At 73.7% G+C, this 24,264-nt stretch carries 21 protein-coding genes; 9 read left to right on the top strand and 12 right to left on the bottom strand.

Going from position 1 to position 24,264, the window contains the following annotated elements:
* Nucleotides 1-49 precede the first annotated feature (49 nt).
* The 5 genes from ACF068_RS08375 (at nt 50) to ACF068_RS08395 (ending at nt 7,190) form a co-directional block, all read left to right on the top strand.
* The gene (locus ACF068_RS08375) at nt 50-445 is read left to right on the top strand and encodes a VOC family protein (RefSeq protein WP_392273384.1); all 396 of its coding nucleotides are present in this window, start codon (nt 50-52) and stop codon (nt 443-445) included.
* 133 nt (nt 446-578) lie between these two features.
* Entirely contained in the window at nt 579-3,164 is a 2,586-nt protein-coding gene (gene lanKC, locus ACF068_RS08380; protein WP_392273385.1) for a class III lanthionine synthetase LanKC, read from the top strand.
* Nucleotides 3,161-3,289, top strand: coding sequence for a SapB/AmfS family lanthipeptide (locus ACF068_RS08385; RefSeq protein ID WP_073755677.1), 129 nt, complete (start codon nt 3,161-3,163; stop codon nt 3,287-3,289). Before lanKC ends, ACF068_RS08385 begins: the two co-directional genes overlap by 4 nt.
* Nucleotides 3,290-3,402: 113 nt before the next feature.
* The gene (locus tag ACF068_RS08390; protein ID WP_392273386.1) at nt 3,403-5,496 is read left to right on the top strand and encodes an ABC transporter ATP-binding protein; all 2,094 of its coding nucleotides are present in this window, start codon (nt 3,403-3,405) and stop codon (nt 5,494-5,496) included.
* Nucleotides 5,493-7,190 (top strand): ATP-binding cassette domain-containing protein, encoded by a 1,698-nt coding sequence (locus ACF068_RS08395; protein WP_392273387.1) that lies wholly within the window; start codon nt 5,493-5,495, stop codon nt 7,188-7,190. Before ACF068_RS08390 ends, ACF068_RS08395 begins: the two co-directional genes overlap by 4 nt.
* 15 nt (nt 7,191-7,205) lie before the next feature.
* Here ACF068_RS08395 and ACF068_RS08400 read toward each other — a convergent pair whose 3' ends face one another.
* Nucleotides 7,206-7,814: a LuxR C-terminal-related transcriptional regulator gene (locus ACF068_RS08400; protein WP_392273388.1), complete on the bottom strand. Its 609-nt coding sequence runs from the start codon at nt 7,812-7,814 to the stop codon at nt 7,206-7,208.
* Nucleotides 7,815-8,111: 297 nt separating this feature from the next.
* Between ACF068_RS08400 and ACF068_RS08405 the strand changes: the two genes are divergently transcribed.
* Both ACF068_RS08405 and ACF068_RS08410 read left to right on the top strand, forming a co-directional pair.
* On the top strand, nt 8,112-8,582 hold the full coding sequence (locus ACF068_RS08405; protein ID WP_392273389.1) for a DUF6098 family protein: 471 nt from the start codon (nt 8,112-8,114) through the stop codon (nt 8,580-8,582).
* 99 nt (nt 8,583-8,681) lie between these two features.
* Nucleotides 8,682-9,983: an APC family permease gene (locus ACF068_RS08410; protein ID WP_392273390.1), complete on the top strand. Its 1,302-nt coding sequence runs from the start codon at nt 8,682-8,684 to the stop codon at nt 9,981-9,983.
* An 84-nt stretch (nt 9,984-10,067) separates the two neighbouring features.
* Here the strand turns inward: ACF068_RS08410 and ACF068_RS08415 are convergent, their stop codons facing one another.
* The 5 genes from ACF068_RS08415 to ACF068_RS08435 all read right to left on the bottom strand — a co-directional run bounded on the left by ACF068_RS08415 (nt 10,068) and on the right by ACF068_RS08435 (nt 14,537).
* Entirely contained in the window at nt 10,068-10,226 is a 159-nt protein-coding gene (locus ACF068_RS08415; protein ID WP_392273391.1) for a hypothetical protein, read from the bottom strand.
* Between the two features lie 57 nt (nt 10,227-10,283).
* Nucleotides 10,284-11,246: a cytochrome c oxidase assembly protein gene (locus ACF068_RS08420; protein WP_392273392.1), complete on the bottom strand. Its 963-nt coding sequence runs from the start codon at nt 11,244-11,246 to the stop codon at nt 10,284-10,286.
* A 111-nt stretch (nt 11,247-11,357) separates the two neighbouring features.
* Nucleotides 11,358-12,383: a 6-phosphofructokinase gene (locus tag ACF068_RS08425; RefSeq protein ID WP_392273393.1), complete on the bottom strand. Its 1,026-nt coding sequence runs from the start codon at nt 12,381-12,383 to the stop codon at nt 11,358-11,360.
* 157 nt (nt 12,384-12,540) lie between these two features.
* Complete coding sequence (locus tag ACF068_RS08430) at nt 12,541-13,269, bottom strand: type 1 glutamine amidotransferase (protein WP_064067135.1); 729 nt, start codon at nt 13,267-13,269, stop codon at nt 12,541-12,543.
* 20 nt (nt 13,270-13,289) lie between these two features.
* On the bottom strand, nt 13,290-14,537 hold the full coding sequence (locus ACF068_RS08435) for a MurT ligase domain-containing protein (protein ID WP_126887077.1): 1,248 nt from the start codon (nt 14,535-14,537) through the stop codon (nt 13,290-13,292).
* Nucleotides 14,538-14,652: 115 nt separating this feature from the next.
* Here ACF068_RS08435 and def point away from each other — a divergent pair, with 115 nt between their 5' ends.
* Nucleotides 14,653-15,198, top strand: coding sequence for a peptide deformylase (gene def / locus ACF068_RS08440; RefSeq protein WP_392273394.1), 546 nt, complete (start codon nt 14,653-14,655; stop codon nt 15,196-15,198).
* A 123-nt stretch (nt 15,199-15,321) separates the two neighbouring features.
* Here def and ACF068_RS08445 read toward each other — a convergent pair whose 3' ends face one another.
* Nucleotides 15,322-15,981 carry a TetR family transcriptional regulator gene (locus tag ACF068_RS08445; protein ID WP_392273395.1) on the bottom strand — a complete coding sequence of 220 codons (660 nt, stop codon included), beginning with the start codon at nt 15,979-15,981 and terminating at the stop codon, nt 15,322-15,324.
* 134 nt (nt 15,982-16,115) lie between these two features.
* On the opposite strand from ACF068_RS08445, the gene ACF068_RS08450 reads away from it, so the two are divergent.
* Complete coding sequence (locus tag ACF068_RS08450; RefSeq protein ID WP_392273396.1) at nt 16,116-17,342, top strand: acyl-CoA dehydrogenase family protein; 1,227 nt, start codon at nt 16,116-16,118, stop codon at nt 17,340-17,342.
* Between the two features lie 57 nt (nt 17,343-17,399).
* Here ACF068_RS08450 and ACF068_RS08455 read toward each other — a convergent pair whose 3' ends face one another.
* From ACF068_RS08455 to ACF068_RS08475, 5 genes are all read right to left on the bottom strand, one after another.
* Nucleotides 17,400-18,323: a carbohydrate ABC transporter permease gene (locus tag ACF068_RS08455; RefSeq protein WP_392273397.1), complete on the bottom strand. Its 924-nt coding sequence runs from the start codon at nt 18,321-18,323 to the stop codon at nt 17,400-17,402.
* Nucleotides 18,320-19,654: a carbohydrate ABC transporter permease gene (locus tag ACF068_RS08460; RefSeq protein ID WP_392273398.1), complete on the bottom strand. Its 1,335-nt coding sequence runs from the start codon at nt 19,652-19,654 to the stop codon at nt 18,320-18,322. Before ACF068_RS08460 ends, ACF068_RS08455 begins: the two co-directional genes overlap by 4 nt.
* A 5-nt stretch (nt 19,655-19,659) precedes the next feature.
* A complete protein-coding gene (locus tag ACF068_RS08465) occupies nt 19,660-20,985 on the bottom strand; it encodes an ABC transporter substrate-binding protein (RefSeq protein ID WP_392273399.1) in 1,326 nt (441 codons plus the stop codon).
* Nucleotides 20,982-22,673, bottom strand: coding sequence for a glycoside hydrolase family 13 protein (locus ACF068_RS08470; protein ID WP_392273400.1), 1,692 nt, complete (start codon nt 22,671-22,673; stop codon nt 20,982-20,984). Before ACF068_RS08470 ends, ACF068_RS08465 begins: the two co-directional genes overlap by 4 nt.
* Before the next feature lie 228 nt (nt 22,674-22,901).
* Nucleotides 22,902-24,176 (bottom strand): ABC transporter substrate-binding protein, encoded by a 1,275-nt coding sequence (locus ACF068_RS08475; protein WP_392273401.1) that lies wholly within the window; start codon nt 24,174-24,176, stop codon nt 22,902-22,904.
* Nucleotides 24,177-24,264 lie beyond the last annotated feature (88 nt).

Here is a 24,264-nt window from a genome sequence, read left to right on the forward strand (position 1 = left end):
CCGGGAACCGCGCCGCGATGGGCGGCCCCGATGCGGGCACACGGAGGTCATGACTGTACCCAAGAGCAGTGTCCTGGTCCTGGACAGCGCCGAACCCGAGGCTCTGGCGGACTTCTACGCCGGGCTCCTCGGCGCCCGGACCCGTCGCGGAACCGATCCCGACTTCATCGAGGTGGTGGGCCACGAGGGCGTGTGCGTCGCCGTCCGGCGCGACCACGGCTACGCGCCGCCGAGTTGGCCGCGCCCCGACGACTCGCTCCAGGCGCACCTGCACATCCTGGTCGCCGAGGACGACATGGACGAGGCCGAGCGGGAGGCGGTCGGGCTCGGCGCCCGTCCGGTGGAGACCAGGGACAACTCCGGTCCCCGGGACGTCAGGACGTACTCCGACCCGGCGGGACACTCCTTCACCCTGGTCGCCCGGGAGGGCCGCTCGGCGACGTAGGGCGGCCTCCGGGGAGCGGAAGGTTACTCATGCGTTCCGCACGGCCGGTTGCTGACGCTTGTGACTGTTGCCGCCCCTGGCCGGGATGACACCGTCTTCCCCGTCGTCACCGTCGTCGATGGAGGGAGCAGGTGTGATCAAGGGCTACGCCGCCTTCTGCGACGCGGACCGTCACTTCTACGACGCGCCGTACCGGCTGTCCGCCGGGGGCACCGACCGGCGGGGCGCGCCGTACGGGGCGGCGCTCGCGCCGGTACCGGAAGGGTGGCGCCGGCACCGCAGCGGCGACTGGCTGGCCCTCCGCCCCCTCGACGCCGCGCTGCCCGCGCAGGGCTGGAAGATCCACGTATCGGCGTGCCTGGACAACGCCGAAACGATTCTTGAGCGCGTCATGGACTACTGCCTCGCCCGGGGCGTCGCCTTCAAGTTCGTCCCGAGCCGGTACCTGCTGCACACCCGCAACGCCAAGTACGCCGATCGGGCCGGCAGCGGCAAGTTCATCACCGTCTACCCGGCCGGCGACGAGCAGTGCCACCGGATCGCCGACGACCTGGCGGCTCTGCTCGCCGGCGAGCCCGGCCCGTACATCCTCAGCGACCTGCGCTGGGGCGAGGGACCGGTGCACGTCCGGTACGGCAGCTTCACCCGGCGGCACTGCTACGGCGAGAACGGCGAACTCTGCCCCGCCGTCGAGGACCCGGACGGACGCCTCGTCCCCGACCTGCGCGGCCCGGTGTTCCAGATACCCGACTGGCTCGAACCCCCCGCCTTCCTCCGGCCCCACCTGGACGCGCGGGCCGCCGTGACGGTCACGGACATCCCGTACACCGTCGACAGCGCGCTGCACTTCTCCAACGGCGGGGGAGTGTACGTCGGCCACGACCGCCGCACCGGCGAGAAGGTCGTCCTCAAGGAGGCCCGCCCGCACGCCGGCCTGGCCGCCGACGGGGCCGACGCCGTCACCCGGCTGCACCGCGAGCGGACCGCCCTCGAACGGCTCGCCGGACTGCCGTACACCCCCGAGGTCAAGGGCACGTTCGTCCTGGGCGAGCACCACTTCCTGGCGATGGAGTTCCTGGAGGGCAAGCCCCTCAACACCTTCTTCGCCCGCCGGCACCCGCTGATCGAGGCCGACCCCACGCCCGAGTCACTGGCCGAGTACACCGAGTGGGCCCTGCGGATCCACCGGCTCGTCGAGGAGGCCGTCGACGCCGTGCACGCCCGCGGTGTGGTCTTCAACGACCTGCACCTGTTCAACATCATGGTGTCCGAGGACGAGACGTCCGTGGCGCTCCTCGACTTCGAGGCCGCCGCCCACATCGACGAGGGACGGCGCCAGACCGTCGCCAACCCGGCGTTCGTCGCACCGCCCGACCGGCGCGGGTTCGCCGTCGACCGGTACGCCCTCGCCTGCCTCCGGCTCGCCCTCTTCCTGCCGCTGACCAGCCTGTTCCCGCTGGACCCCGGCAAGGCCCGGCACCTCGCCGACATCGCGGCCGCGCACTTCCCCGTACCGCGCGCCTTCCTCGACGAGGCGGTCGAGGAGATCGCGGGGGACACCGGCCACGGCCCGTACCTGCCCGTCGAGCCCGGCGACTGGCCGCGCAGCCGTGACTCCATGGCCGGCGCCGTGCTCGCCTCCGCGACACCGGAACGCGAGGACCGCTTCTTCCCCGGCGACATCGCCCAGTTCGCCACCGCCGGCGGCGGCCTGACCTTCGGCTACGGCACCGCGGGCGTCCTGTACGCCCTCTCCGGGACGGGCGCCGGAGCGTGCCCGGAGGCCGAGGAGTGGCTGCTGCGCCGCACCAAGGAGCCCGAGTCCGGCACACCCCTCGGCTTCTACGACGGCCTGGCCGGCGTCGCCTGGACCCTCGACCGCCTCGGCCATCCCGAACGGGCCCTGGAACTGGCGGAACTGACGCTCCGCCGGCCGTGGGAGGACATCGCCCCCGACCTGCACGGCGGCCTCGCGGGCGTCGGCCTCGCGCTGGACGCGCTCGGCATGCGGGACGCCGCCCTGCGCTGCGCCGACCTCGTCGCCGGCGCCCTGCCCGGCATCTCCCGGGCCGGGCTGCTGTACGGCGCCTCCGGCCCCGCCCTGCTCTTCCTCCGCCTGTACGAACGCACCGGCGACACCGGGCTGCTGGACTTGGCCGCCGACGCGCTCCGGCGCGACCTGGCCCGCTGCGTGACCAGCGCGGGCGGCACCCTCCAGGTCGACGAGGGGTGGCGGACCATGCCGTACCTCGGCGCCGGGAGCGTCGGCATCGGGATGGTGCTCGACGACTACGCCGCCCACCGCGAGGACGCGGACTTCGAGCGGGCGCGCCGCGAGATCGTACGGGCCGCCCAGGCCACCTTCTACGCCCAGCCCGGACTGTTCCGGGGCGCGGCCGGCATGGTGCTGTACCTGAGCCGCACCACCGCGCCCGGCCCGGGAACCGCCCCCGCCGACGTACGCCGCCAGATCGACGCCCTCGCCCGGCACGCCGTGCCGTACCAGGGCCGGCTGGCCTTCCCCGGCGAGCAGATGATGCGGCTGTCCATGGACCTCGCCACGGGCACCGCGGGCTGCCTGCTCGCCCTCGGCAGCGCCGCGTCCGACGGACACGCGCACCTGCCGTTCCTCCCGCCGCTCCGGCGGCCCACGAGCCGGCCCCAGCCAGGGGCCGAAACAGAGCACACCGTCCCCATGAAGGAAAGGAATCGATCATGACGCTTCTCGACCTGCAGTCGATGGAGACCCCGAAGGAAGAGGCGACGGGCGACATCGCCACGGGCAGCCGCGCGAGCCTGCTGCTCTGCGGTGACAGCAGCCTGAGCGTCACCACCTGTAACTGACCCGTCGGGTCGCGCGGTGCCGAATGCGCGCGGCCCCATGGATCAGCCGGTCCCGGGCGGTTCACCCCGCCCGGGACCCTCCGCGTTCCCGCCCGAGGAGGACACCGCCACCCATGACCTCCCCGCCCCCCGACCCCTCGATCCCGTACGCCCCCGCCCCCTCGGACGCGCCCGGCAGCGGTGACGCGCCCACCGGGCCGGCCGCCGCCACCGGGCCGGGCGCCGCCACCGGGCCGGGCGTCCCCACCGGGTCGGCCGCCCCTACAGGGCCGGGCTCTGCCGCCGGGCCTGACGGGCCGTCGGGCGACGGGCCGCGCCGGCAGCCGGGCGCGGGCGGCGGCGGCCGAGAGGTGTCCGGGCCGGGTGCCGCGATCGGTGGCCGACGGGCCGAGCGGGTGGTGCGGGGCGCCGTACGGCACAGCGCGGGCCGTACCGCGGCGATCACCGTCTGCTCCGTGGCCGCCGCACTGGCCGCCCTCGCCGAGCCGGCCGTCCTCGGCCGCAGCCTCGACCTGCTCCTGGCCGGCTCCGCGGCGGCACCCCGCTGGGTGGCCCTGTGCGGCGCGCTGATCGCCGCCGAGGTGATCCTCGACGCGCTGGTCGCCCTGCTGACCGGCACCACCAACGCCCGGTCCACCGCCTGGCTGCGCCACCGCGCCCTGGACCGGCTGCTCGGAGCCCCGCCGCACGCCGCGGCCGCCCGCTTCGCGCCCGGCGACCTCGCCACCCGGCTGACGGCCAACGCCACGGAGGCCGGCACCGTCCCGGCGACCGCCGCCGGCGCGCTGGCCACGGTCCTCCCGCCGCTCGGGGCCCTGGTCGCGCTGCTCCTCATCGACCTGTGGACGGCGGCCGCGTTCCTGGCCGGCGTCCCGCTGCTCGTCCTGCTGCTGCGGGCCTTCGCCCGCACCTCCTCCGACACCGTCTCCCGCTACCAGCGCGTGCAGTCCGGCATGGCGGACCGCCTCCTGGAGGCCCTGGCCGGGGCCCGCACCATCGCCGCCGCCGGGACCGCCGCGCGCGAACAGCGGCGCATCCTCGCCACGCTGCCCGAACTCGCCGCGGAGGGACGGACGATGTGGCGCGTGTACGGCCGGGCCGTCGCCCGCAGCGGCGTGCTCATGCCGCTGCTGGTCACCGTCGTCCTCGCCGTGGGCGGGGCCCGGCTGGCCTCCGGTGCCCTGGGCGTCGGCGACCTGGTGGCGGCCTCCCGGTACGCGGCGCTGGCGGCCGGCGTCGGCTCGGTGGCCGCCTCGCTCGGCGCCCTGGTCCGGGGCCGTACCGCCGCCCGCCGCACCGGCGAGATCCTCGCCCTCCCGGCCGTGCCGTACGGCCCGGACACGCTGCCCGCCCACGGCGCGGGCACCCTCGAACTGCGCGGCGTCACCGTCGTACGGGACGGGGCCGCCGTGCTGCGCCGCGTCGACCTGCGGGTGCCCGGCGGGGCGACCGCCGCCGTGGTCGGCCGCTCGGGCGCGGGCAAGTCCCTGCTCGCCGCCGTCGCGGGCCGGCTCACCGACCCCGACGAGGGGTGCGTCCTGCTCGACGGCGTGCGGCTGGACCGGCTCGGGCCCCGGGAACTGCGCCGTGAGGTCGCGTACGCCTTCTCCCGCCCCGCCCTCTTCGGCACGACGGTCGGGGAGGCCATCGCCTTCGGGGCGGAGCCCGCCCCGCCGGGCGCCGTGCGCTCCGCCGCCCGGGCGGCGGGCGCCGACGGGTTCGTCGAGCGGCTGCCCGCCGGTTACGACACGCCGCTCGCCGACGCCCCGCTGTCGGGCGGTGAGTACCAGCGGCTGGGGCTCGCCCGGGCGTTCGCCCACGCCGGGCGGCTGCTGGTCCTGGACGACGCCATGTCGGGCCTGGACACCGTCACCCTGCGGCAGGTCGAGCGGTCGCTGGCCCGGGACGTCCGGCCGGGCACCCGCCTCGTCGTCGCCCACCGGCTGTCCGCCGCGTCGCGTGCGGACCTGGTGGTGTGGCTGGAGGAGGGCCGGGTACGGGCCGTCGGCCCGCACCGCACGCTGTGGCGGGACCCGGCGTACCGGGCCGTGTTCGCCGCGACGGACGGGGCGGACGCGACCGGCGGGGCGACCGGGGCGACCGGGCCGGACGCGACGGACCCGGCGGACACGACGGACCGGAGGGACGCGACGGACCCGGCGGAGCCGGCGCACCCGGCGGACGCGACCCACAGGAGGGCCGGATGACGGCACGGCGGGTCCTCCCCGAGGGCAGGCGCTTCCTGGCGCGGCGCAAACGCGACCTGCTGCGCCTCGCCGCCTGGTCCCTGCTGGAGTCGGCCCACACGTTCCTGGGCGGGTACGGCGTCGCCCGCGCGCTGGACGACGGGTTCCTCGCCGGACGCACCGGCACCGGCCTGGTGTGGCTGGCCGTCGCCGCCGCCGGGACGCTCCTCGGCGGGCTCGCCGTGCGCGGGGTGTTCGCCGGACTCGCGGGCCTGGTGGAACCGCTGCGGGACGGGCTGGTCCGCCGGGCCGTGGCGCAGGCCGTCGCCGCCGCGGTGGCGGACCCCGCCCGGGCGGAGGGCGCGGCCGGCGGCGCGGCCGTCTCCCGGCTCACGCAGCAGACCGAGATCGCCCGCGACAGCTTCGCCGGGCTGGTCCTCACCACCCGGTCCTTCGTCTTCACCGCCCTGGGCGCGCTGCTCGGCATGGCCTCCCTGGAGCCGGCGCTGACCCTCGTCGTCCTCCCGCCCCTGCTGCTCGGCCTGGCGGTGTTCCTCGCCACCCTCGCGCCCATGGCCGCCGTGCAGCGCGCCTTCCTCGACACCGACGAGGCCCTCGCGGCCCGGGTCGGCGCGGTGGGCGCGGGACTGCGCGACGTGGTGGCGTGCGGCGCCGGACCGCACGTCGCGGCCGGGACCGGGCGGCTGGTCGACGCCGAGGCCCGGCTCTCCCGCCGCCTGGCCCGCTGGGCGGCCGTCCGCACCCTGGCCCTGGGCGCGGCGGGCCGGCTGCCGGTGCTGGCCCTGCTGCTCGCCACGCCCTGGCTGCTCGGCCGGGGGGTCACCGCGGGCACCCTGCTCGGCGCGCTCACCTACCTCGTCCAGGCGCTGCTGCCGGCCCTGGACGCGCTGATGACCGCGGTCGGGACGGCCGGCACCCGGCTGCTGGTCGTCCTGGAGCGGTTCACCGACGTGCCGGCCCCGCCCCCGGCGCCCGCGCCACGGCCGCTGCCGCCCGCCCGGCCGCGGGCCGCCCGCCCGGCCGCCGAGCTGCGGGGCGTCCGGTTCGCCTACGGCCCCGGGGCGCGCCCGGTGCTGGACGGCCTCGACCTGGTGGTCGAGCCGGGGGAGCACCTGGCCGTCGTCGGGCCCAGCGGCATCGGCAAGTCCACCCTGACCGCGCTGCTCGCCGGGCTGCTGGCCCCGACCGCGGGCACCGTCGCCGTGACCGGCCGCCCGGCGCTGCTGCCCCAGCAGGCGTACGTGTTCACCGGCACCGTGCTCGACAACCTCCGCTACCTGCGCCCCGACGCCACCCACGGTGAGGTCCGGCGGGCGGTGGACGCGCTCGGGCTCGGCCCCCTCGTCCAGCGGCTCGGCGGCCCGGACGCGGTGATCGACCCGGGCCGGCTGTCGCACGGCGAGCGGCAGGGGCTGGCGCTCGCCCGCGCCTACCTGTCGCCCGCCCCCCTCCTCCTCCTGGACGAGGCGACGTGCCACCTGGACCCGGACACCGAGGAACGGGCCGAGCGCGCCCTGGCCGCCCGGCCCGGCGGCCTCGTCGTCGTCGCGCACCGCATCACGTCCGCCGTGCGGGCCGACCGGGTCCTGGTCCTGGACGGCGACCGGGCCCGGTGCGCGCCGCACGGGGAACTCCTCAGGCGCTCCGGCCTGTACCGGGACCTCGTCGGGATGTGGCATCCCGACGCGGCCTGACCCGGAGGGCCTCCCTCACACCCACCCCGCGCCCTGCGAGATACGGATCGCGTCGATCCGGTTGCGGGCGCCGACCTTGCGGGTGGCCGACGCCATGTAGTTGCGCACCGTCCCGTTCGACAGGTGCAGGCCCCGCGCTATCTCCGCTATGGACTCGCCCTCCGCCGCCCGCGCCAGCACGCTCAGCTCGCGCGCCGTCAGCGGCATCCGGGAGGCCTCCAGGAAGCCGAAGGCGAGCGATTCGTCCACGAACCGCTCGCCCTCGGCGACCTTGCGGATCCCCCGCACCAGCCGGTGCGGGGAGCCGTGCTTGTCGACATAGCCCAGCGCGCGGGCCTCGAACGCCCTGCGCAGCGCTCCCGGCCGCCCCGCCGACGCCAGGACCAGCAGTGCCGTCCGGTCGCCGAGCACCTCCCGCTCCGTCCCCGAGGCACCGTCCAGCAGCGCCGCCGCGCCCGGACAGTCCAGGTCCACCACGCACACGTCCGGCCGTAATGACTCGGTGTGCCGGCTAGCGGTGCGCCAGCCGGCGGAGAACACGTCGAAGGCCCCCTCGGATCTCAGCAGCGCCACCAGCGCCGACCTCAGCAGACTGACACTGTGCAGGACCAGCACTCTGGTCATGTCCCATCCCCTCCCTGCCGTCAGCCCGGCCGATCACTCCGGGCTTACGTATGGTCACCCATGCGGCTTCCCCGAGTGGCGAACCTGGAACATCGCGCGCGGAACGCGCGGGGCGCGCGCCCCGCGCACAAGAGCGCCCCCTGTGCTGCCGTGCGCGCCGGTGTGCGCCGTGGCCCGGAGCGGTGGTCCCGTACCCGGGCGGTACGACGGGACCGGCCGCGTGGTGGGAAACGGCGCGTCGCCCGAGAATGGCTGGGTATGCGGTGGTCCTCCGCACGACGAGGAGGGTAGGACCCCATGACGTACACGCCCGGCCGGCCTCCGTCCGCCGAGGGGGAGACCGAGCTGCCCACGGTGCGCTCCCTCCGTGAACTCGGCGAGCTGGTCGAGCACGGCGGGCCGCTCTACGTCCGCTGGTCCCGGGGGCCCGCCCGCGACCTGGACTCCACGCGCAGCGTCGACGAACTGACGGGCATCCCCATGCCCGGCCTGTCGGCGAACCCGCTCCAGGTGGAGTCCTGGTGGGGCGACCGCTCGCTGCGGCTGTGGGTGGCGCGCCGGCTGTACGACTACTGCCACCTGCGCCGGGACCGGGACGGCGACGTCCGCCCCTGGCTGCTGCGCGGCCGGGAGGTGGGCCGCGGCCCGGACAACGAGCCGCTCGTGTGCGACATCGAACCGGTCTGCTGGATCGACCTGGCCGTGATCGAGGAGGCCGAGGCCGAGGTCGCCCGCCAGCGCCGCCCCTGGGGCCCCATGCGCCGCTGATCCCCCGGCGCCCCGGCCCCGCCCGCGGCTCGCGGCACCGGCGGGTCGGACGTCCCGGCTGACCCGGCGGAACCGGGGAAGAGGGGGATCATGCCGACAGTGAACGATCAGCCGCTCCAGCGGGCCCTCACCACGCCCCTGCTCTACTTCTTCATCCTCGGGGACGTCCTCGGCGCCGGGGTGTACGTCCTCATCGGCCAGGTCGCCGCCGACGCCGGGGGCGCCGTCTGGGTGCCCCTCACCGCGGCCCTCGCGCTGGCGCTGCTCACGGCGACGTCCTACGCCGAACTGGCCACGAAGTACCCCCGCGCCGGAGGCGCCTCGCACTACGCCACCCGCGCCTTCGGCCCCTTCGCCGGGTTCCTCGCGGGCTTCTGCATGCTGGCCGCCGGGGTCGTCTCGGTCGGCGCGCTCGCCCGGGGCTTCGCCGGCGAGTACCTCACCGCCTTCGTGTCCGCCCCCGTCGCCCTGGTCGCCGTCCTGTTCCTGGCGGCGCTCGCGCTGCTGAACGCCCGCGGCATCAAGGAGTCCACCCGGGCCAACGTCGTCGCGACGGTGATCGAGCTGGGCGGCCTGGCGATCGTCGTCGTCCTGGGTGCCTGGCTGCTGCTGCGGGGCGACGGCGACCCCGGCCGGCTCACCCGGCTGGGCACGGCCGAGCAGGGCGCGCTCCCGGCCGTGCTGAGCGGCGCGGTCCTGGCGTACTACTCCTTCGTCGGCTTCGAGACCTCCGTCAACGTCGCCGAGGAGACCCGCGACCCCCGGCGCTCCTACCCGCGCGCCCTCTTCGGCGCGCTGCTCACGGCGGGCGCGGTGTACGTCCTGGTCGGAGTGGCCGCCTCGGCCGCCGTGCCCACCGGGACGCTCGCGAGCTCCAGCGGGCCACTGCTGGAGGTGGTCAGGGCGGCGGGCGGCGTACCGGTGTGGCTGTTCAGCGCCATCGCGCTGGTCGCCGTCGCCAACGGCGCGCTGCTGACCGGCATCATGTCCTCCCGGCTGGCCTACGGGATGGCCCGGGACGGTCTGCTGCCCGCCGCGCTGACGAGGGTGCTGCCGGGGCGCCGCACCCCGTGGGTCGCGATCGCGGCCACCACCGCCCTGTCGATGCTCCTGGCCCTGACCGGGGGAGTGGCCACCCTCGCCGCCACCCTGGTGCTGCTGCTCCTGGTGGTGTTCTTCCTGGTCAACACGGCCGCGCTCGTCCTGCGCCGGGACCCGGGCACCGCCGGGCACTTCCGGGCGCCCACCGTGGTGCCGGTGCTGGGCGCGGCCTCCTGCGTCCTGCTGGCCACCCGGGTGGAGCCGGAGGTGTGGCTGCGCGGGCTGCTCGTGCTGGGCGCCGGCCTGGTGCTCGCGGCGGTGGCCGCCGCCCGGCGCGACACGGAGCGGGCCCCGGTCTGAGACGGCACGGAGCGGCTCCCGCGCGAGGAGCGTCCGGCCATCCGGCCCGGTGCCCCGTCCCGGGCGCCGGGCCCGCCGGGCCGCTCAGGTGTCGCGGGTGGCCGCCATCCCGATGGTCACCAGCCCGAGCACCACCCAGCCGAACCACAGCCAGCCGTTGCTGCCGAGCGCCACCGTGTACGCCGTCGTCAGCACCAGTGCTCCGAGGGTGAGCCCGCTCATCGTCTTCGTGGAACCGGACATGCGCGTCCTCCTCATGGCGGCCGTACCGCCATGGTCGCCCCACAGGGCGCCTCCGCGCTACCGCCCGCGCGCCTGCAACGAAGCCAGGTAGGCGTTGTACGCCTCCAGCTCCTGGTCCCCGTCGCGGTCGGCCGCCCGGTCCTTGCGGACCGCGTGGCGCTGCTCGGACCGGTACCACTGGTACACCAGCGCGATCAGCACCAGCACGGACGGGATCTCGCTGAACGCCCAGGCGATGCCGCCCGCCGCGTTCTGGTCGGCGAGGGCGTCGACGCCGAGCGACGCCGGCGGGTTCTCGTACGCCTTGACCATCGGCTCCGTGGCCATCATCAGCGCGATGCCGAAGAAGGCGTGGAACGGCATGCCCGCGAACAGCTCCAGCATCCGCATCACGTAGCCGGGCCGGTGCGGCCCCGGGTCCACGCCCATGATCGGCCAGAAGAACACCAGGCCGACGGCGAGGAAGTGCACCATCATCGCGATGTGGCCCGGCCTGGACCCCATCAGGAAGTCGAACAGCGGCGTGAAGTACAGGGCGTACAGGCTCGCGATGAACAGCGGGATCGTGAACACCGGGTGCGTGACGATCCGCATGTAGCGGCTGTGCAGCAGCGCCAGCAGCAGCTCGCGCGGCCCCTTGGCGCCGCGCCGGGACGCCACCGGGAGCGCCCGCAGCGCCAGGGTCACCGGCGCGCCGAGCAGCAGCAGGATCGGCGAGAGCATGCTGATCACCATGTGCTGCACCATGTGCACGCTGAACATGACCATGCCGTAGTCGTTCAGCGCCGTGCACATCACCAGGGCGACGGTCAGCACGCCGAGGACGAAGAAGACCGTCCGGCCGGCCGGCCAGGCGTCCCCGCGCCGGCGCAGCCGCGCCACGCCCCACCCGTACAGGCCCAGCGCCAGCAGACAGCCGACGAGGAAGAACGAGTCCGGCGAGAAGGCCAGGCCCCGCTCCAGGGTGAACGGCGGCAGATCCATGGGCATGTCGTGCGTACCGTGCCCGCTGTGATCCATCCGCGCGCTCCTGCTTCGTTTCGTGCTGGGTTGTCCGCTTGCGGGTCCAGACTAGAACCGCCCCCGATCGCGGCTGCGACCGGGGGCGGGTGGTTCAGCGCGGAGCGGAGGTCACAGCACGGTCTCGGCCTCGTCGTACCGCTCCGACGGCACCGTCTTGAGCGTCTCCACGGCCTGGGCCAGCGGCACCATGACGATGTCCGTGCCGCGCAGCGCGGTCAGCATGCCGAACTCGCCCCGGTGCGCCGCCTCCACCGCGTGCCAGCCGAACCGGGTCGCCAGCACCCGGTCGTACGCGGTGGGCGTGCCGCCCCGCTGGACGTGCCCGAGGATCACCGCGCGGGCCTCCTTGCCGAGCCGCCGCTCCAGCTCGCCGGCAAGCTGCTGGGCCACGCCGGCGAAGCGCTCGTGGCCGTAGATGTCCTTGCCGCCCTCGTTGAAGTCCATCGTGCCGGCGCGCGGCTTGGCACCCTCCGCGACCACGACGATCGCGAACTTCTTGCCCGCCTCGAAGCGCGCCCCGACCCGGGCCGTCAGCTCGTCGATGTCGAAGGGGCGCTCGGGGACCACGATGGCGTGCGCGCCGGCCGCCATGCCGGAGTGCAGCGCGATCCACCCGGTGTGGCGGCCCATGACCTCCACGATCAGCACCCGCTGGTGGGACTCGGCGGTGGTCTTCAGCCGGTCCAGCGCCTCCGTGGCGACCCCGACGGCGGTGTCGAAACCGAAGGTCACGTCGGTCGACGCGATGTCGTTGTCGATGGTCTTCGGCACGCCGACGATCGGCAGCCCCGCCTGGGAGAGGAGGTTCGCCGCCTTGAGGGTGCCCTCACCGCCGATCGGGATGATCGCGTCGAGACCGAGGTCGGCGACATGGCCCCGGGCCCGCTCGACGCCGTCGACCAGGTGGGCCGGCTGGACGCGGGAGGAGCCGAGGATCGTGCCGCCACGCGCCAGGATGCCGGCCACCGCGTCCAGGTCGAGCTTGCGGTAGTCGCACTCCAGGAGGCCCTTCCAGCCGTCGTGGAAACCGATGACCTCGTCGCCGTGGTCGACGACGGCGCGGTGCACGACGGAACGGATGACGGCGTTCAGACCGGGGCAGTCGCCGCCGGAGGTGAGCACACCAATGCGCATAGCCCGAGATACCTTTGCAACGTGGGCCGACTCCCGGACCACGTCGTCCGGTTGGATCCCCGCCACCCTACCGGCGTTGGGTGACGGGGCCGAAACGAGCGTCCGACTACTGGACGGTAGTCGTACGAACCGACAATTCCCCGGGAACGGCGGTCCGTCAGGCGGGCTGCGAGGCCGCCGCGATGCGCTCCGCGCGCAGCGCCTCGTACCACCGGTCGTCGGTCGGGGGCAGCGCGTTCACATCGAGGGCCAGCTTCAGCAGCAGGTCCGCGATCTGCGGATTGCGCGCCATGACCGGTCCGTGCATGTACGTCCCGAAAACGGTGTCGTTGTACGCGCCCTCCGTGCCGTCCCCGGTGCCGTTGCCGTTGCCGAAGACCGTCCGGGCGAAGGGCCGGGCCGTCGGACCGAGGTGCGTGACGCCCTGGTGGTTCTCGAACCCGGTGAGCTGGGGGAGGCCCAGCCGCGGGTCGATGTCCGCCAGCACGTCACCGACGCAGCGGGCCCCCTCGCCACGGGTGGAGATCACGTCGATCAGGCCGAGGCCGGGCTCCCGCTCCCCGAGGTCGTTGATGAACTCATGGCCCAGGATCTGGTAGCCGGCACATACCGAGAAGATGATGGCGCCGTTCTCGGCCGCGCGGTTCAGACCGCCGTCGCGGCGCAGCCGCTCCGCCGCCAGCCGCTGCGGACGGTCCTCACCGCCGCCGATCAGGTAGATGTCACCGGAGGTGGGGATGGGCTGGTCGCTGCGCACGTCCACCCGCTGCACGTCCAGGCCCCGCTGGCGGGCACGCCGCTCCACCACGAGGGCGTTGCCCTGGTCTCCGTACGTACTGAGCAGGTCCGGGTAGACCCACACGAGACGCAGACTGCTGTCGCTCATGCTCATGTCCTTAGAGGGGGTCAGTTGCCGACGCGGCGGCGGACGTCCTGGAACGCGGTGTAGTTGGCGATCAGCTCGATCCGCCCGGGCGGGGAGAGCTGCACCGCCTCGTCGACCGTCTCGCACACCCGGAAGTCCAGGCCCGCGACCTCCAGCCGCACCGCCAGGTCCAGCCGGCGGTCGCCGATCACCACGATGGGGTGCCCGGCCAGCCGCGTGTAGTCCACGTCCCAGAGCCAGGAGGTGTCCGTGCCGTCCGCGCCGCGGGCGTTGACGGACAGGATGACCGGCGTCGGCGGCGGGTCGATCAGGGAAAACGTTTCGAGCCAGCCCGCCGGGTTCTTCGCCAGCAGCAGCCGCAGGTCACGGCCCTGGAAGGAGACCACGTCATACCGGCCGGCCACCGCCTGCACCTGGTACATGCGCTCCAGCGCCACCTGCGGCGGTACGCCGAACACGGCGGCGACGGCGGCCGAGGTGGCGGCGTTCGCCCGGTTGGCGCGGCCCGGTAGCTGGAGGTGGATCGGCCAGGCCGAACCGTGCGGGTCCAGGACGTGCTCGCCGCTGAGCGCCCAGCTCGGGGCGGGCCGGCGGAAGCCGCACTCGCCGCAGAACCAGTCGTCGCCCGGGCGCTGCATCACACCGCCGCAGGCGGGGCACGACCAGGCGTCGTCCTTCCACTCCTGACCCGCCGCCACCCAGACGACGTTGGGGGAGGAGGACGCGGCCCACACGACGAGCGGGTCGTCGGCGTTGGCGATGACGACCGCCTTCGAGCCGGACAGGCCCTCGCGCCACTTCTCGGCGAGCATCCGGGTCTCGGCGGCGCGGTCGAGCTGGTCGCGGGAGAGGTTGAGCAGCGCGATCGCCTTGGGCGCCACGTCGCGTGCGACGCCGGCGAGGTACTTCTCGTCGACCTCGATCACGCCGTACTTGGCGTCCGAACCGCCCGCGAGGGCGGAGGTGATGCCCGCGGGCATGTTGGCGCCGAGGGCGTTCGAGACGACCGGGCCGCTGGCCCGCAGTGCCTCGGCGATCAGCCGGGTGGTGGTGGTCTTGCCGTTGGTCGCCGACACCAGGACGACGTCCAGATGCTGCGCGAGCCGCCCCAGCAGTTCGGGGTCGAGCTTGAGCGCCACCCGGCCGCCGATCACCGATCCGCTGCCGCGTCCCGCCGCGCGAGACACCGCCGCTGCGGCCTTGCCTGCCGTCACGGCCAGCTTGGCGCGCGGCGACAGGGGCTCAGGATTGCCAGGGTGTCCTGCCATCGTCCTTGTTCCTCCTAGCGTGGGTCCGGGCTCAGCCTATCGAGATCCGGCCGGGCGCCCGAACCGCGCCACCTGCTGGAACCCTCCGGCAGGGGTGGAACGTACGCTGGACGCCATGCGAAACCGGCCGATCCCCGGCAGTTCCGGCCATGTACGAGCCATGACCCTGCTCGGCGACCCGGTCCTGCACAGCCCCTGCGAGCCCGTCAGCGACTTCGGTCCGTCCCTGTCCCGGCTCATCGAGGACATGTTCGCGACGATGTACGCCGCCCAGGGGGTCGGTCTCGCGGCCAACCAGATAGGGGTCGCCTCGCGGGTCTTCGTCTACGACTGCCCCGACGACGAGGACGTCCGCCACCTCGGTCACATCGTCAACCCGCGCTTGGTGGAGGCGGACGGGGTGACGGTGCGCGGACCCGAGGGCTGTCTGTCCCTGCCGGGCCTGGAGGCGGGCACGGAACGCTTCGACCGCGCCGTGGTCGAGGGCGTCGACCTGCTGGGCGCGCCGGTGCGCGTCGAGGGGACGGGCTTCTTCGCCCGCTGCCTCCAGCACGAGTGCGACCACCTGGACGGCACGGTCTACACCGACCGCCTCACCGGCTGGCGCCGCACCCGCGCCCTGCGGGCGGCGCGTCGCGCCCCCTGGGCCCGGTCCGGCTGACGGGACGGAGCCGCGCGGCCGGGTCGTCCGGAAGCCGGGTGCGTCGGAGGCGGCCGGCTCGCGGGCCGGGGCGCCCGGAGGGCGCGGCCCTCGGCAGCGGGGCCCCGCGCGGCCGGTGCACCGTCAGAAGCCGGGGCCCTCCACCTTGTCGTCGACCCGCTCCAGCCGGCCCCACAGCAGATCGGCCAGGCCGCGTACCAACTCCTCGCGGGAGCAGGGGCGTTCGCCGAGCCACCAGTCGCCGGCCGCGTGCATCATGCCGACGATGCCGTGGCCCCAGACGCGGGCCAGCGCCTCGCTGCCCGGGCCCAGGTCGACGCGTTCGGCGATCACCCGGGCGAGCTCCTCGCCCATGCGCCGGAGGACGGGCGCCGAGTGCCGGCCTATGTCGAAGCCCTGCTCCGACTGCTGCCCCCCGCCCCCGCCGCCGTCCTCCGACGGGTGCATCAGGAACCGGTACACCTGCGGCCGCGCCTCGATGGCCGCCAGGTAGGTGTCGAGGGTCGCCTCCACCCGCTGCCGCCGGTCCGCGGGCGCGTCGAGCGCGGTGCGCAGGGCGGACAGCAGGGCGTCGGTATGACGCTTGGCGAGCGCCCGGTACAGGCCGCCCTTGTCGCCGAAGTGGCGGTAGAGGATCGGCTTGGTGATCCCGGCCTCGGCGGCGATGGCGTTCATGGACGCCTGCGGTCCGTCGCGGAGGACCACGCGGTCGGCGGCCTCGAGCAGCTCGCGTCGCCGCTGGTCGGCCGACCGCTGCTGGTCGGTCCGGTGTGTGGTCTCCATAGCGTGTCTCCCCGCCCGTGCGATGTCCCTAAGACCCGCGCAACGTAACACTCACGCCGCAGGAGCCGCCGGTTGACAGCGGCTACTTACCGGTAACAGACTGCGGTTACCGCAAGTAACCGCCGGGAGGGAACATGGCCGAGTTCACCTTTGAACTCAACGACGACCAGCAGCAGGTCCGTGACTGGCTGCACGGATTCGCCAAGGACGTGATCCGCCCGGCCGCCTCCGAGTGGGACGAGCGCGAGGAGACCCCCTGGCCCGTCATCCAGGAGGCCGCCAAGGTCGGCATCTACTCCCTCGACTTCTACGCCCAGCAGTTCTTCGACCCCACCGGCCTCGGCATCCCCATGACCATGGAGGAGCTGTTCTGGGGCGACGCGGGCATCGCGCTGTCCATCGTCGGGACCGGCCTCGCCGCCGTCGGCGTCCTCGCCAACGGCACCGAGGAGCAGATCGGCACCTGGATACCGCAGATGTACGGCACCCCCGACGACGTCAAGGTGGCCGCCTTCTGCTCCTCCGAGCCCGACGCCGGCTCGGACGTCGCCGCCATGCGCACCCGCGCCGTGTACGACGCGGCCAAGGACGAGTGGGTCCTCAACGGCACCAAGACCTGGGCCACCAACGGCGGCATCGCGGGCGTCCACGTCGTCGTGGCCGTCGTCGACCCCGAGCTCGGCTCCAAGGGCCACGCCTCCTTCATCGTCCCGCCGAACACCCCCGGCCTGTCCCAGGGCCAGAAGTTCAAGAAGCACGGCATCCGCGCCTCCCACACCGCCGAGGTCGTCCTGGAGGACGTGCGCGTCCCCGGCTCCTGCCTGCTGGGCGGCAAGGAGAAGCTCGACGAGCGCCTCGCCCGCGCCCGCGAGAGGGCCAGGGCGGGCGGCGAACGCGTGAAGAACGCCGCCATGGCCACCTTCGAGGCGTCCCGCCCCGCCGTCGGCGCCATGGCCGTGGGCACCGCCCGTGCCGCGTACGAAGTGGCCCTGGACTACGCGAAGACGCGCGTCCAGTTCGGCCGCCCCATCATCGACAACCAGGGCGTCGCCTTCCAGCTCGCCGACATGCGCACCCAGATCGACGCGGCCCGGCTGCTGGTCTGGCGCGCCTCCTGGATGGCGACCGCCGGCAAGCCGTTCACCTCCGCCGAGGGCTCGATGTCCAAGCTCTACGCCAGCGAGGTCGCCAAGAAGGTCACGGCCCAGGCCGTCCAGATCCTCGGCGGCAACGGCTACACCCGCGAGTACCCGGTGGAGCGCATGCACCGCGACAGCGCCATCTACACCATCTTCGAGGGCACCAGCGAGGTCCAGCGCCTGGTCATCGCCCGCACCCTGGCGGGCATGCCGATCCGCTGAACCGGAGGCGGGGCGCCTCCCCCGTGAGAGGCGCCCCGCCCGTACCACCCGGACCGGTCACTTCACCGATCCGGCCATCACCCCCTGCACGAAGTGCCGCTGGAAGGCGAAGAAGACCACCACCGGCACGATCAGGGACAGGAAGGCGCCCGGCGCCAGCACGTCGATGTTGCTGCCGAACTGGCGCACCTGCGACTGGAGTTCCACGGTCAGCGGCTGGGCGGAGCTGTCGGCGAAGAGCAGCGCCACCAGCATGTCGTTCCACACCCACAGGAACTGGAAGATCGCCAGGCTCGCGATGGCCGGCCGTCCCACCGGCAGCACGAGCTGGGTGAAGATCCGCCACTCCCCGCCGCCGTCCATGCGGGCGGCCTCCAGCATCTCGCGCGGGATGTCGGCGAAGTAGTTGCGCAGCAGGAAGACGGCGAACGGCAGTCCGTAGGCGACGTGGAACAGCACCACGCCGGGGATGGTGCCGAACAGACCGAGCTGCCCGAAGAGCTTGGCGACCGGCAGCAGGCCCACCTGGACCGGGACCACCAGCAGCGCCACCACCAGCAGGAAGATCCAGTCCCGGCCGGGGAACTCCAGCCAGGCGAACGCGTACCCGGCGAGCGCGGCGATCACCACGACGAGGACGGTCGTCGGGACCGAGATCAGCACCGTGTTCCAGAACGCCCGGGTGATCCCCGCGTTGCCCAGCAGCGCCGAGTAGTTGTCGAAGGACAACTGCCCCGGGCTGGTGAGCGCGGTCCACCAGCCGCTCGCCGCGTTGTCGTTGGCCGAACGCATCGAGGACAGCAGCAGCCCGGCCACCGGGGTGATCCAGATCAGGCCGACCACCACGAGGAACGCCTGTACCAGGCCGTTGGCCAGCCAGCGGCGGAGCCGGCCGCCCGGATGCCGGGCGGGTGCCGGCCGGACCGGCGGGGGAGGAGGGGTGGACGGTTCCGAGGGGGGTGCGGTGACGGTCGCGCTCATGACTGGCTCCTGCGGAAGCGGCGGACGTTGAACACCATGGCGGGGATGACCAGCAGCAGGAGCAGCACGCCGAGCGCACTGCCCAGCCCCTGGTTGTTGCCGCCGCCGAAGGAGACGAGCCACATCTGGGTGGCGAGGACGGTGGCGTCCTCCTGCACCGGGCCCGGGGCGATGATGTAGATGAGGTCGAAGACCTTCATCACGTTGATCACCAGCGTCACGAACACCACCGTCAGCACCGGCGCCAGCAGCGGCACGGTGATCCGGCGGAACACCTGCCACTCGCTCGCCCCGTCCATCCGGGCCGCCTCCAGCGCGTCGCGCGGCAGTGACGACAGCCCGGCGCCGACGAGCACCATGGCGAAGCCGGTCCAGATCCACAGGTAGGCGCCGATGATCGCCGGAGTGACCAGCGCCGGTCCCAGCCAGGAGACGCCCTCGTAGGGCGGGGCGAAGTTCGCGGCGGGCAGCTTGACCGTGTACGTGCCCGACGCCTCCAGCCCGGTCAGGCGGAAGGAGCCGTCGGCCGCGGTCGTCGCCGTGGCGGCGGTGCTCCCGTCCCGTACGGCTTCCACCGTCAGGCCAGGCAGGCCGCGTTCGGCGGGGTCGATCTCGCCCGGCCGCCCTCCGCCGCCGGGGGTGAAGTCCAGGTAGACCACGCCCCGCAGCTCGTTCGCGGCCGCCTTCGCCGGGGACGCCGGCTCGGCGTCGGCGGGCATCTCCTTGGGCGGCACGCCCACCAGTCCCAGGTTCACCGTGCCGCCGGCCGGGACGGCCTCGGCGGTGCCGTACGAACCGTCCGGGGCCTTCCGGACGCCTTGGTCCTCCCGGGGACGGGCGGCGGGGTAGGAGGACGACCCGGCGACCGCGTCGTGCACGCCGACGACGGCCGCGTTGAGCACGCCCTTGTCGGGGTCCTCCTCGTAGGCGAGCCGGAAGATGATGCCCGCCGCCAGGAAGGAGACGGCCATCGGCATGAACAGCAGCAGCTTGAACGCGGTGGCCCAGCGGACCTTCTCCACCAGCACGGCGAGGATCAGCCCGAGCCCGGTGAGCAGCGTCGGGGCGACCACCACCCAGATGGCGCTGTTGCGGATGGCGGTCAGGGTCGCGGGGTCGCGGAACATCTCCGCGTAGTTCTCCCCGCCGACGAACCGGGTGCCGGCCGCGTCGAAGAAGCTGCGGCCGACGGAGAACAGGACGGGGTAGACGACCAGCGCGCCCAGGAGCAGCAGCGCCGGCAGGACGAAGGCCACGGCGATGGTCCGCCGGCGGCGCTGGGCGCGCCGCCGGGGACTCGCGGCCCCCACGGGAGTGGTGAGGGTGGTCATGGTCGTCAGCCCTTGTACGCCTTGGCCGCCGCGGCTTCGAGCGCCGCCGCGGTGGCCGCCGGGTTCGACGGGTCGCGCAGGAAGTCCTGGAGAAGCTTCCACTCGCCGACGCCCTTGGTGCCGCCGAAGGAGGCCGGTGCCTGGTCCGACATGTCGAAGCGCACCGAATCCCCGGCGTCGATGAGCGACTTGGCCGTCTTGCGCACGGTGTCGTCACCGTAGGAGGCGAGGTCCAGCTTCTTGTTGGGGGACAGGAATCCGCCCGCCTCCGCCCACACGGCCGCCGCCTCGGGCGTCGCCAGGTAGTCCAGGAACGCCTCCGCGGCCTTCTGGTTCTTGCCGTCCTTCAGGACGACGGCCGCGTCACCGCCGCTGACCACGGGGGCCGTGCCGCCGGTGACCGCCGGGAAGGGGAAGAAGGTGGCGTCCTGGCCGATCTTCTTCCCGAACTGGTCCTTGGCTATCCCGGCGACGAAGTCGCCCTCGTACACCATGCCGGCCTCGGGGTCGGGGCCGAAGACCTTCTCGACGGAGCCGGGGAAGTCGGTGCTCAGCGCGCCCTTCTGGCCGCCCGCGATCAGCTTCTTGTCGGAGAACAGCTTGCCGAGGGTGGTCAGGGCCTTCACCACGGTGGGGTCCGTCCACGGGATCTCGTGCCGGGCGAGCTTGTCGTACTTCTCGGGACCGGCCTGGGAGAGGTAGATGTTCTCGAACCAGTCGGTGAGGGTCCAGCCGTCCTCACCGGCGACCGCGAAGGCCGGCAGGCCGGAGTCGGAGACGGCCTGCGCGTTCTTGAGCATCTCCTCGTACGTCTTCGGCGGCTTGACGCCCGCCTGCTCGAACGCCTCCGGGCTGTACCAGACGGTCGACTTGTGGGCGGCCTTGAAGTACAGGCCGTACAGCTTGCCGTCGACCGAGCCGTACGACGCCCAGACGGGGGCGAAGTTGGTGCCGACCGTCTTCACGGTGCTGTCGGGGAGCGGCTTGAGCCAGCCCTTCTTCGCGAACTGCTGGAGCACACCGACCTGGGGGACCATCACCACGTCCGGCGCGTTGCCGCCCTCGATCTTGCTCCCGACGACCGTGGAGACGTTGTCACCGGTCGACGTGAACCGGGTCTTGGCCCCGGTCTTCTCGGTGAAGGCGTCCAGCACCTTCTGGAAGTTCTTCTGCTCGGCGCCCGACCACACACCGGCCACGTTCAGCGTCTGGCCGCCGAGCGCCTTGTCGCCGCCGCCCGCGCTCACCGGGTCGCCGCCGCAGGCGGTCGCCCCGAGGGCCAGGGTCAGCGCCGAACAGCACGCCATCGCCATCCGTCGTCGCGTCATCATCGTGATACCTCCGAGGTGGTGTGGTCACCGGTCCACCAGGCGGCGGTGGAACCGGGCAGTACGCCGGCCGGGCAAGGGCCGCTGGACAGCAGGGGGGCGCCGGAGACCGGTGCGGGCACCGGGTCGGCGGTGAAGTTCACGGCGCAGACGAGTCCGTCGCCGCGTTCGAAGGCCAGGACACCGGGCGGCGACTCCAGCCACCGCATCGTGCCCTCGCCCAACTGCGGCAGGCCGCGCCGCAGTTGCAGCCCGTCGCGGTACAGGTGCCAGAAAGAGCGGGTGTCGGCGAGCGCCCGGTCGGTGGCGTGCTCGGCGAACCAGCCGGGCTGCGGCAGCCACGGCTTGGCGCTCTCGGCGCCGGTGCTGAACCCGAACGGCGAGGCGTGCCCCGACCACGGCAGCGGGACGCGGCAGCCGTCCCGGATGCGGGCCCGGCTGCCGGTGCGCCGGAAGATCGGGTCGGTGAGGACCTCGTCCGGCAGGTCCACGACCTCCGGCAGGCCCAGTTCCTCGCCCTGGTAGATGTACGCGGCGCCGGGCAGCGCCAGCATCAGCAGCGCGGCGGCCCGGGCCCGCGCGGCGCCCAGGCCGCTGCCCTCGGTGCCGGACTCGCCGTAGCGGGTCACCGTGCGCACCTGGTCGTGGTTGTTGAGCACCCAGGTCACGGTGGAACCGGTGCCGGCGATGTCCCGGACGGCCTCGTCGATCACCGTACGGAAGGCGGCGGCGTCCCAGGGGGCGCTGAGCAGGTCGAAGAAGAACGCCTGGTGCAGTTCGTCGGGGCGGACGTACTTGGCGTGCTCCCGGGCGGTCGGTACGGAGACCTCGCCGACCAGCAGCCGCTCGCGGCCGTCGCAGGCCGTGTACTCCTCGCACACCGCGCGCCAGTGCCGCCACACGTCGTGCACCTCGGGCTGGTTCCAGGCGAGCGGGTTGACCGAGTCGCGGGTGCGGGCGTCGGCCTCGGGGTCGGGGGAGTCGGGCAGGTCGGGGTGCTTGTACAGGCCCGCCGCCACGTCGATCCGGAAGCCGTCGACGCCCCGGTCCAGCCAGAACCGCAGGACGTGGTCGAAGTGGGCGGCCACCTCGGGGTTGCGCCAGTTCAGGTCGGGCTGCTCTGGGGTGAACATGTGCAGGTACCACTGGCCGGGCGTGCCGTCCTGCTCGGTCACCCGGCTCCAGGCGGGTCCGCCGAACATGGCGTGCCAGTTGTTGGGCGGCACGTCCCCGCCCGGGCCGCGGCCCTCGGCGAAGTGGAACCGGGCGCGGGCCTCGCTGCCGGGGGCGGCGGCGAGCGCCTCGCGGAACCAGGCGTGCTCGCTGGAGCAGTGGTTGGGGACGATGTCCAGCAGCACCTTGATGCCGAGCCGGTGGGCGTCTCCCACCAGCCGGCCGAACTCGTCGAGGTCGCCGAAGACGGGGTCCACGTCGCAGTAGTCGGCGACGTCGTAGCCGTGGTCGGCCTGCGGGGACGGGTAGAAGGGGCTCAGCCATATGCCGTCGACGCCGAGCTTCTTCAGGTACGGGAGTCCGGCGCGGACCCCGGCGAGGTCGCCGATGCCGTCGCCGGTGCTGTCCAGGAAGCTGCGGACGTACACCTGGTAGATCACCGCGTCGCGCCACCAGGGGTGGGCCGTGCGGTGCGTGAGGTGCTGCGAGAGGCCGTCGTCGGCCGGAGCGGTGAGCATCACCCGTTGACCTGTTTCTTCGTGAAGGGGTGCGCGCCATCCAGAGCGGGTAGCGGTTATGCATGCATGTTAAGTAGCCATGACGAGAAGGTGTCAACGATGGTGCGGAAACCAGCGGCAATTGAGGATGTATGTCCCTTATATGCGGGCCGTCGTTCATGAGGCGGCCATGACAAAGCTACCTAACAGGTAACTAGGGAGAGGGGAGGGGGTGACGAGGTGGGAACGTCAGCGGCGACGGGCGATGGCCGCGAGCTCCCCGGCCAGCCGCCGCACGGCTTCCTCGGGCGACTGGTGCTGCGCCATCGCGTCGTGCACCACGGCCTGCACGGCCAGGCTGACCTGCTCGTAGTGCGGGCTCTTGGGGCGCGGGGCCGCCGCCAGCACACTGGCCCGCAGCGCCGGCAGATACGGGAACCGCCGCACCAGCACCGGGTCCCCGTAGAGCGCCGCCCGCACCGGCGGCAGGGCGCCCTCGGCCAGCACGCGGCGCTGCACCTGTTCACTCGTGAGGTACGCGATCAGGTCACGCGCCGACTCCGGGTGCCGCGCATGACTGCTCACCGCCAGGTTCGACCCGCCCAGCACGCTCGTGCCCGGCCCCCGGGGCCCCGGCAACGGCACCGCGCCGAACTTCCCCGCCACCCGGGAGTCCCTCCCGGACGCGCCCGCCCAGGCGTACGGCCAGTTGCGCAGAAACAGCAGCCGGCCCTCCTGGAACGCCTGCCGCGACTCCTCCTCGGTGTACGACAGCGCCTCCCGGGGGATCCAGCCGTCCCGCACGCCCCGCGCCAGGAAACCGATCCCCGCGCGGGCCGCCGCGGAGTCCACCGTGACCCGCTCGCCCTCGTCGCCCAGGATCGTGCCGCCGGCCGAGTACACGGCCTCGGCGGCGTTCACCGTCAGCCCCTCGTACGGCAGGAACTGCCCCGCGTACCCGCCCAGGCCGTACCGCGGGGCGAGGGTCCTGGCCTGCCGCTCCAGCTCCGCCCAGGTGCGCGGCGGCCGCACGCCCGCCCGGTCGAGGACGTCCTTGCGGTAGAAGAGCATCCCGGCGTTCGTCACGTACGGGACCGCGTACAGCCGCCCGTCGTACGTCGCCGTGTCCACCACCGGCGGCAGGAAACTGGCCAGCGGGAAGCGCTCACGGTCCACCGGCGCGATCCACCCGGCGGCGGCGAACTCCGACGTCCACGCCACGTCGATGTTGAGCACGTCGAACCGGCCGCCGCCCGAGCGGAGATCGGTGATCATCTGGGACCTGGTCTCGTCCGCCGAGTCCGGCAGCTCGACCAGCGTGACCCTCTCGCCCGGGTGCGCGCGGTTCCACCCGTCGAGCACCCGGCCCAGGTAGCCGGTGAGGTCGCCGGCCGTGGCCAGCGTCATCGGACCCCGCCCGCCCTCGGGCGCGCGGCCCGCGGGGGCGGTGCCGGACGCCGCGTAACCGGTCAGGACGACCAGCGCGACCAGGAGCCCCCTACCCGCGGCACGTATCCACCGCATAGGTTCCTCCCAGTGCACCCGGCGCGAGACATCGGCGTCCGCGTCTCGGGCATGTATACCCGTTAGGCATGGGCGATACTAGAGCCCA

Source organism: Streptomyces sp. NPDC016309, from assembly GCF_043077235.1.
Lineage (GTDB): Bacteria > Actinomycetota > Actinomycetes > Streptomycetales > Streptomycetaceae > Streptomyces.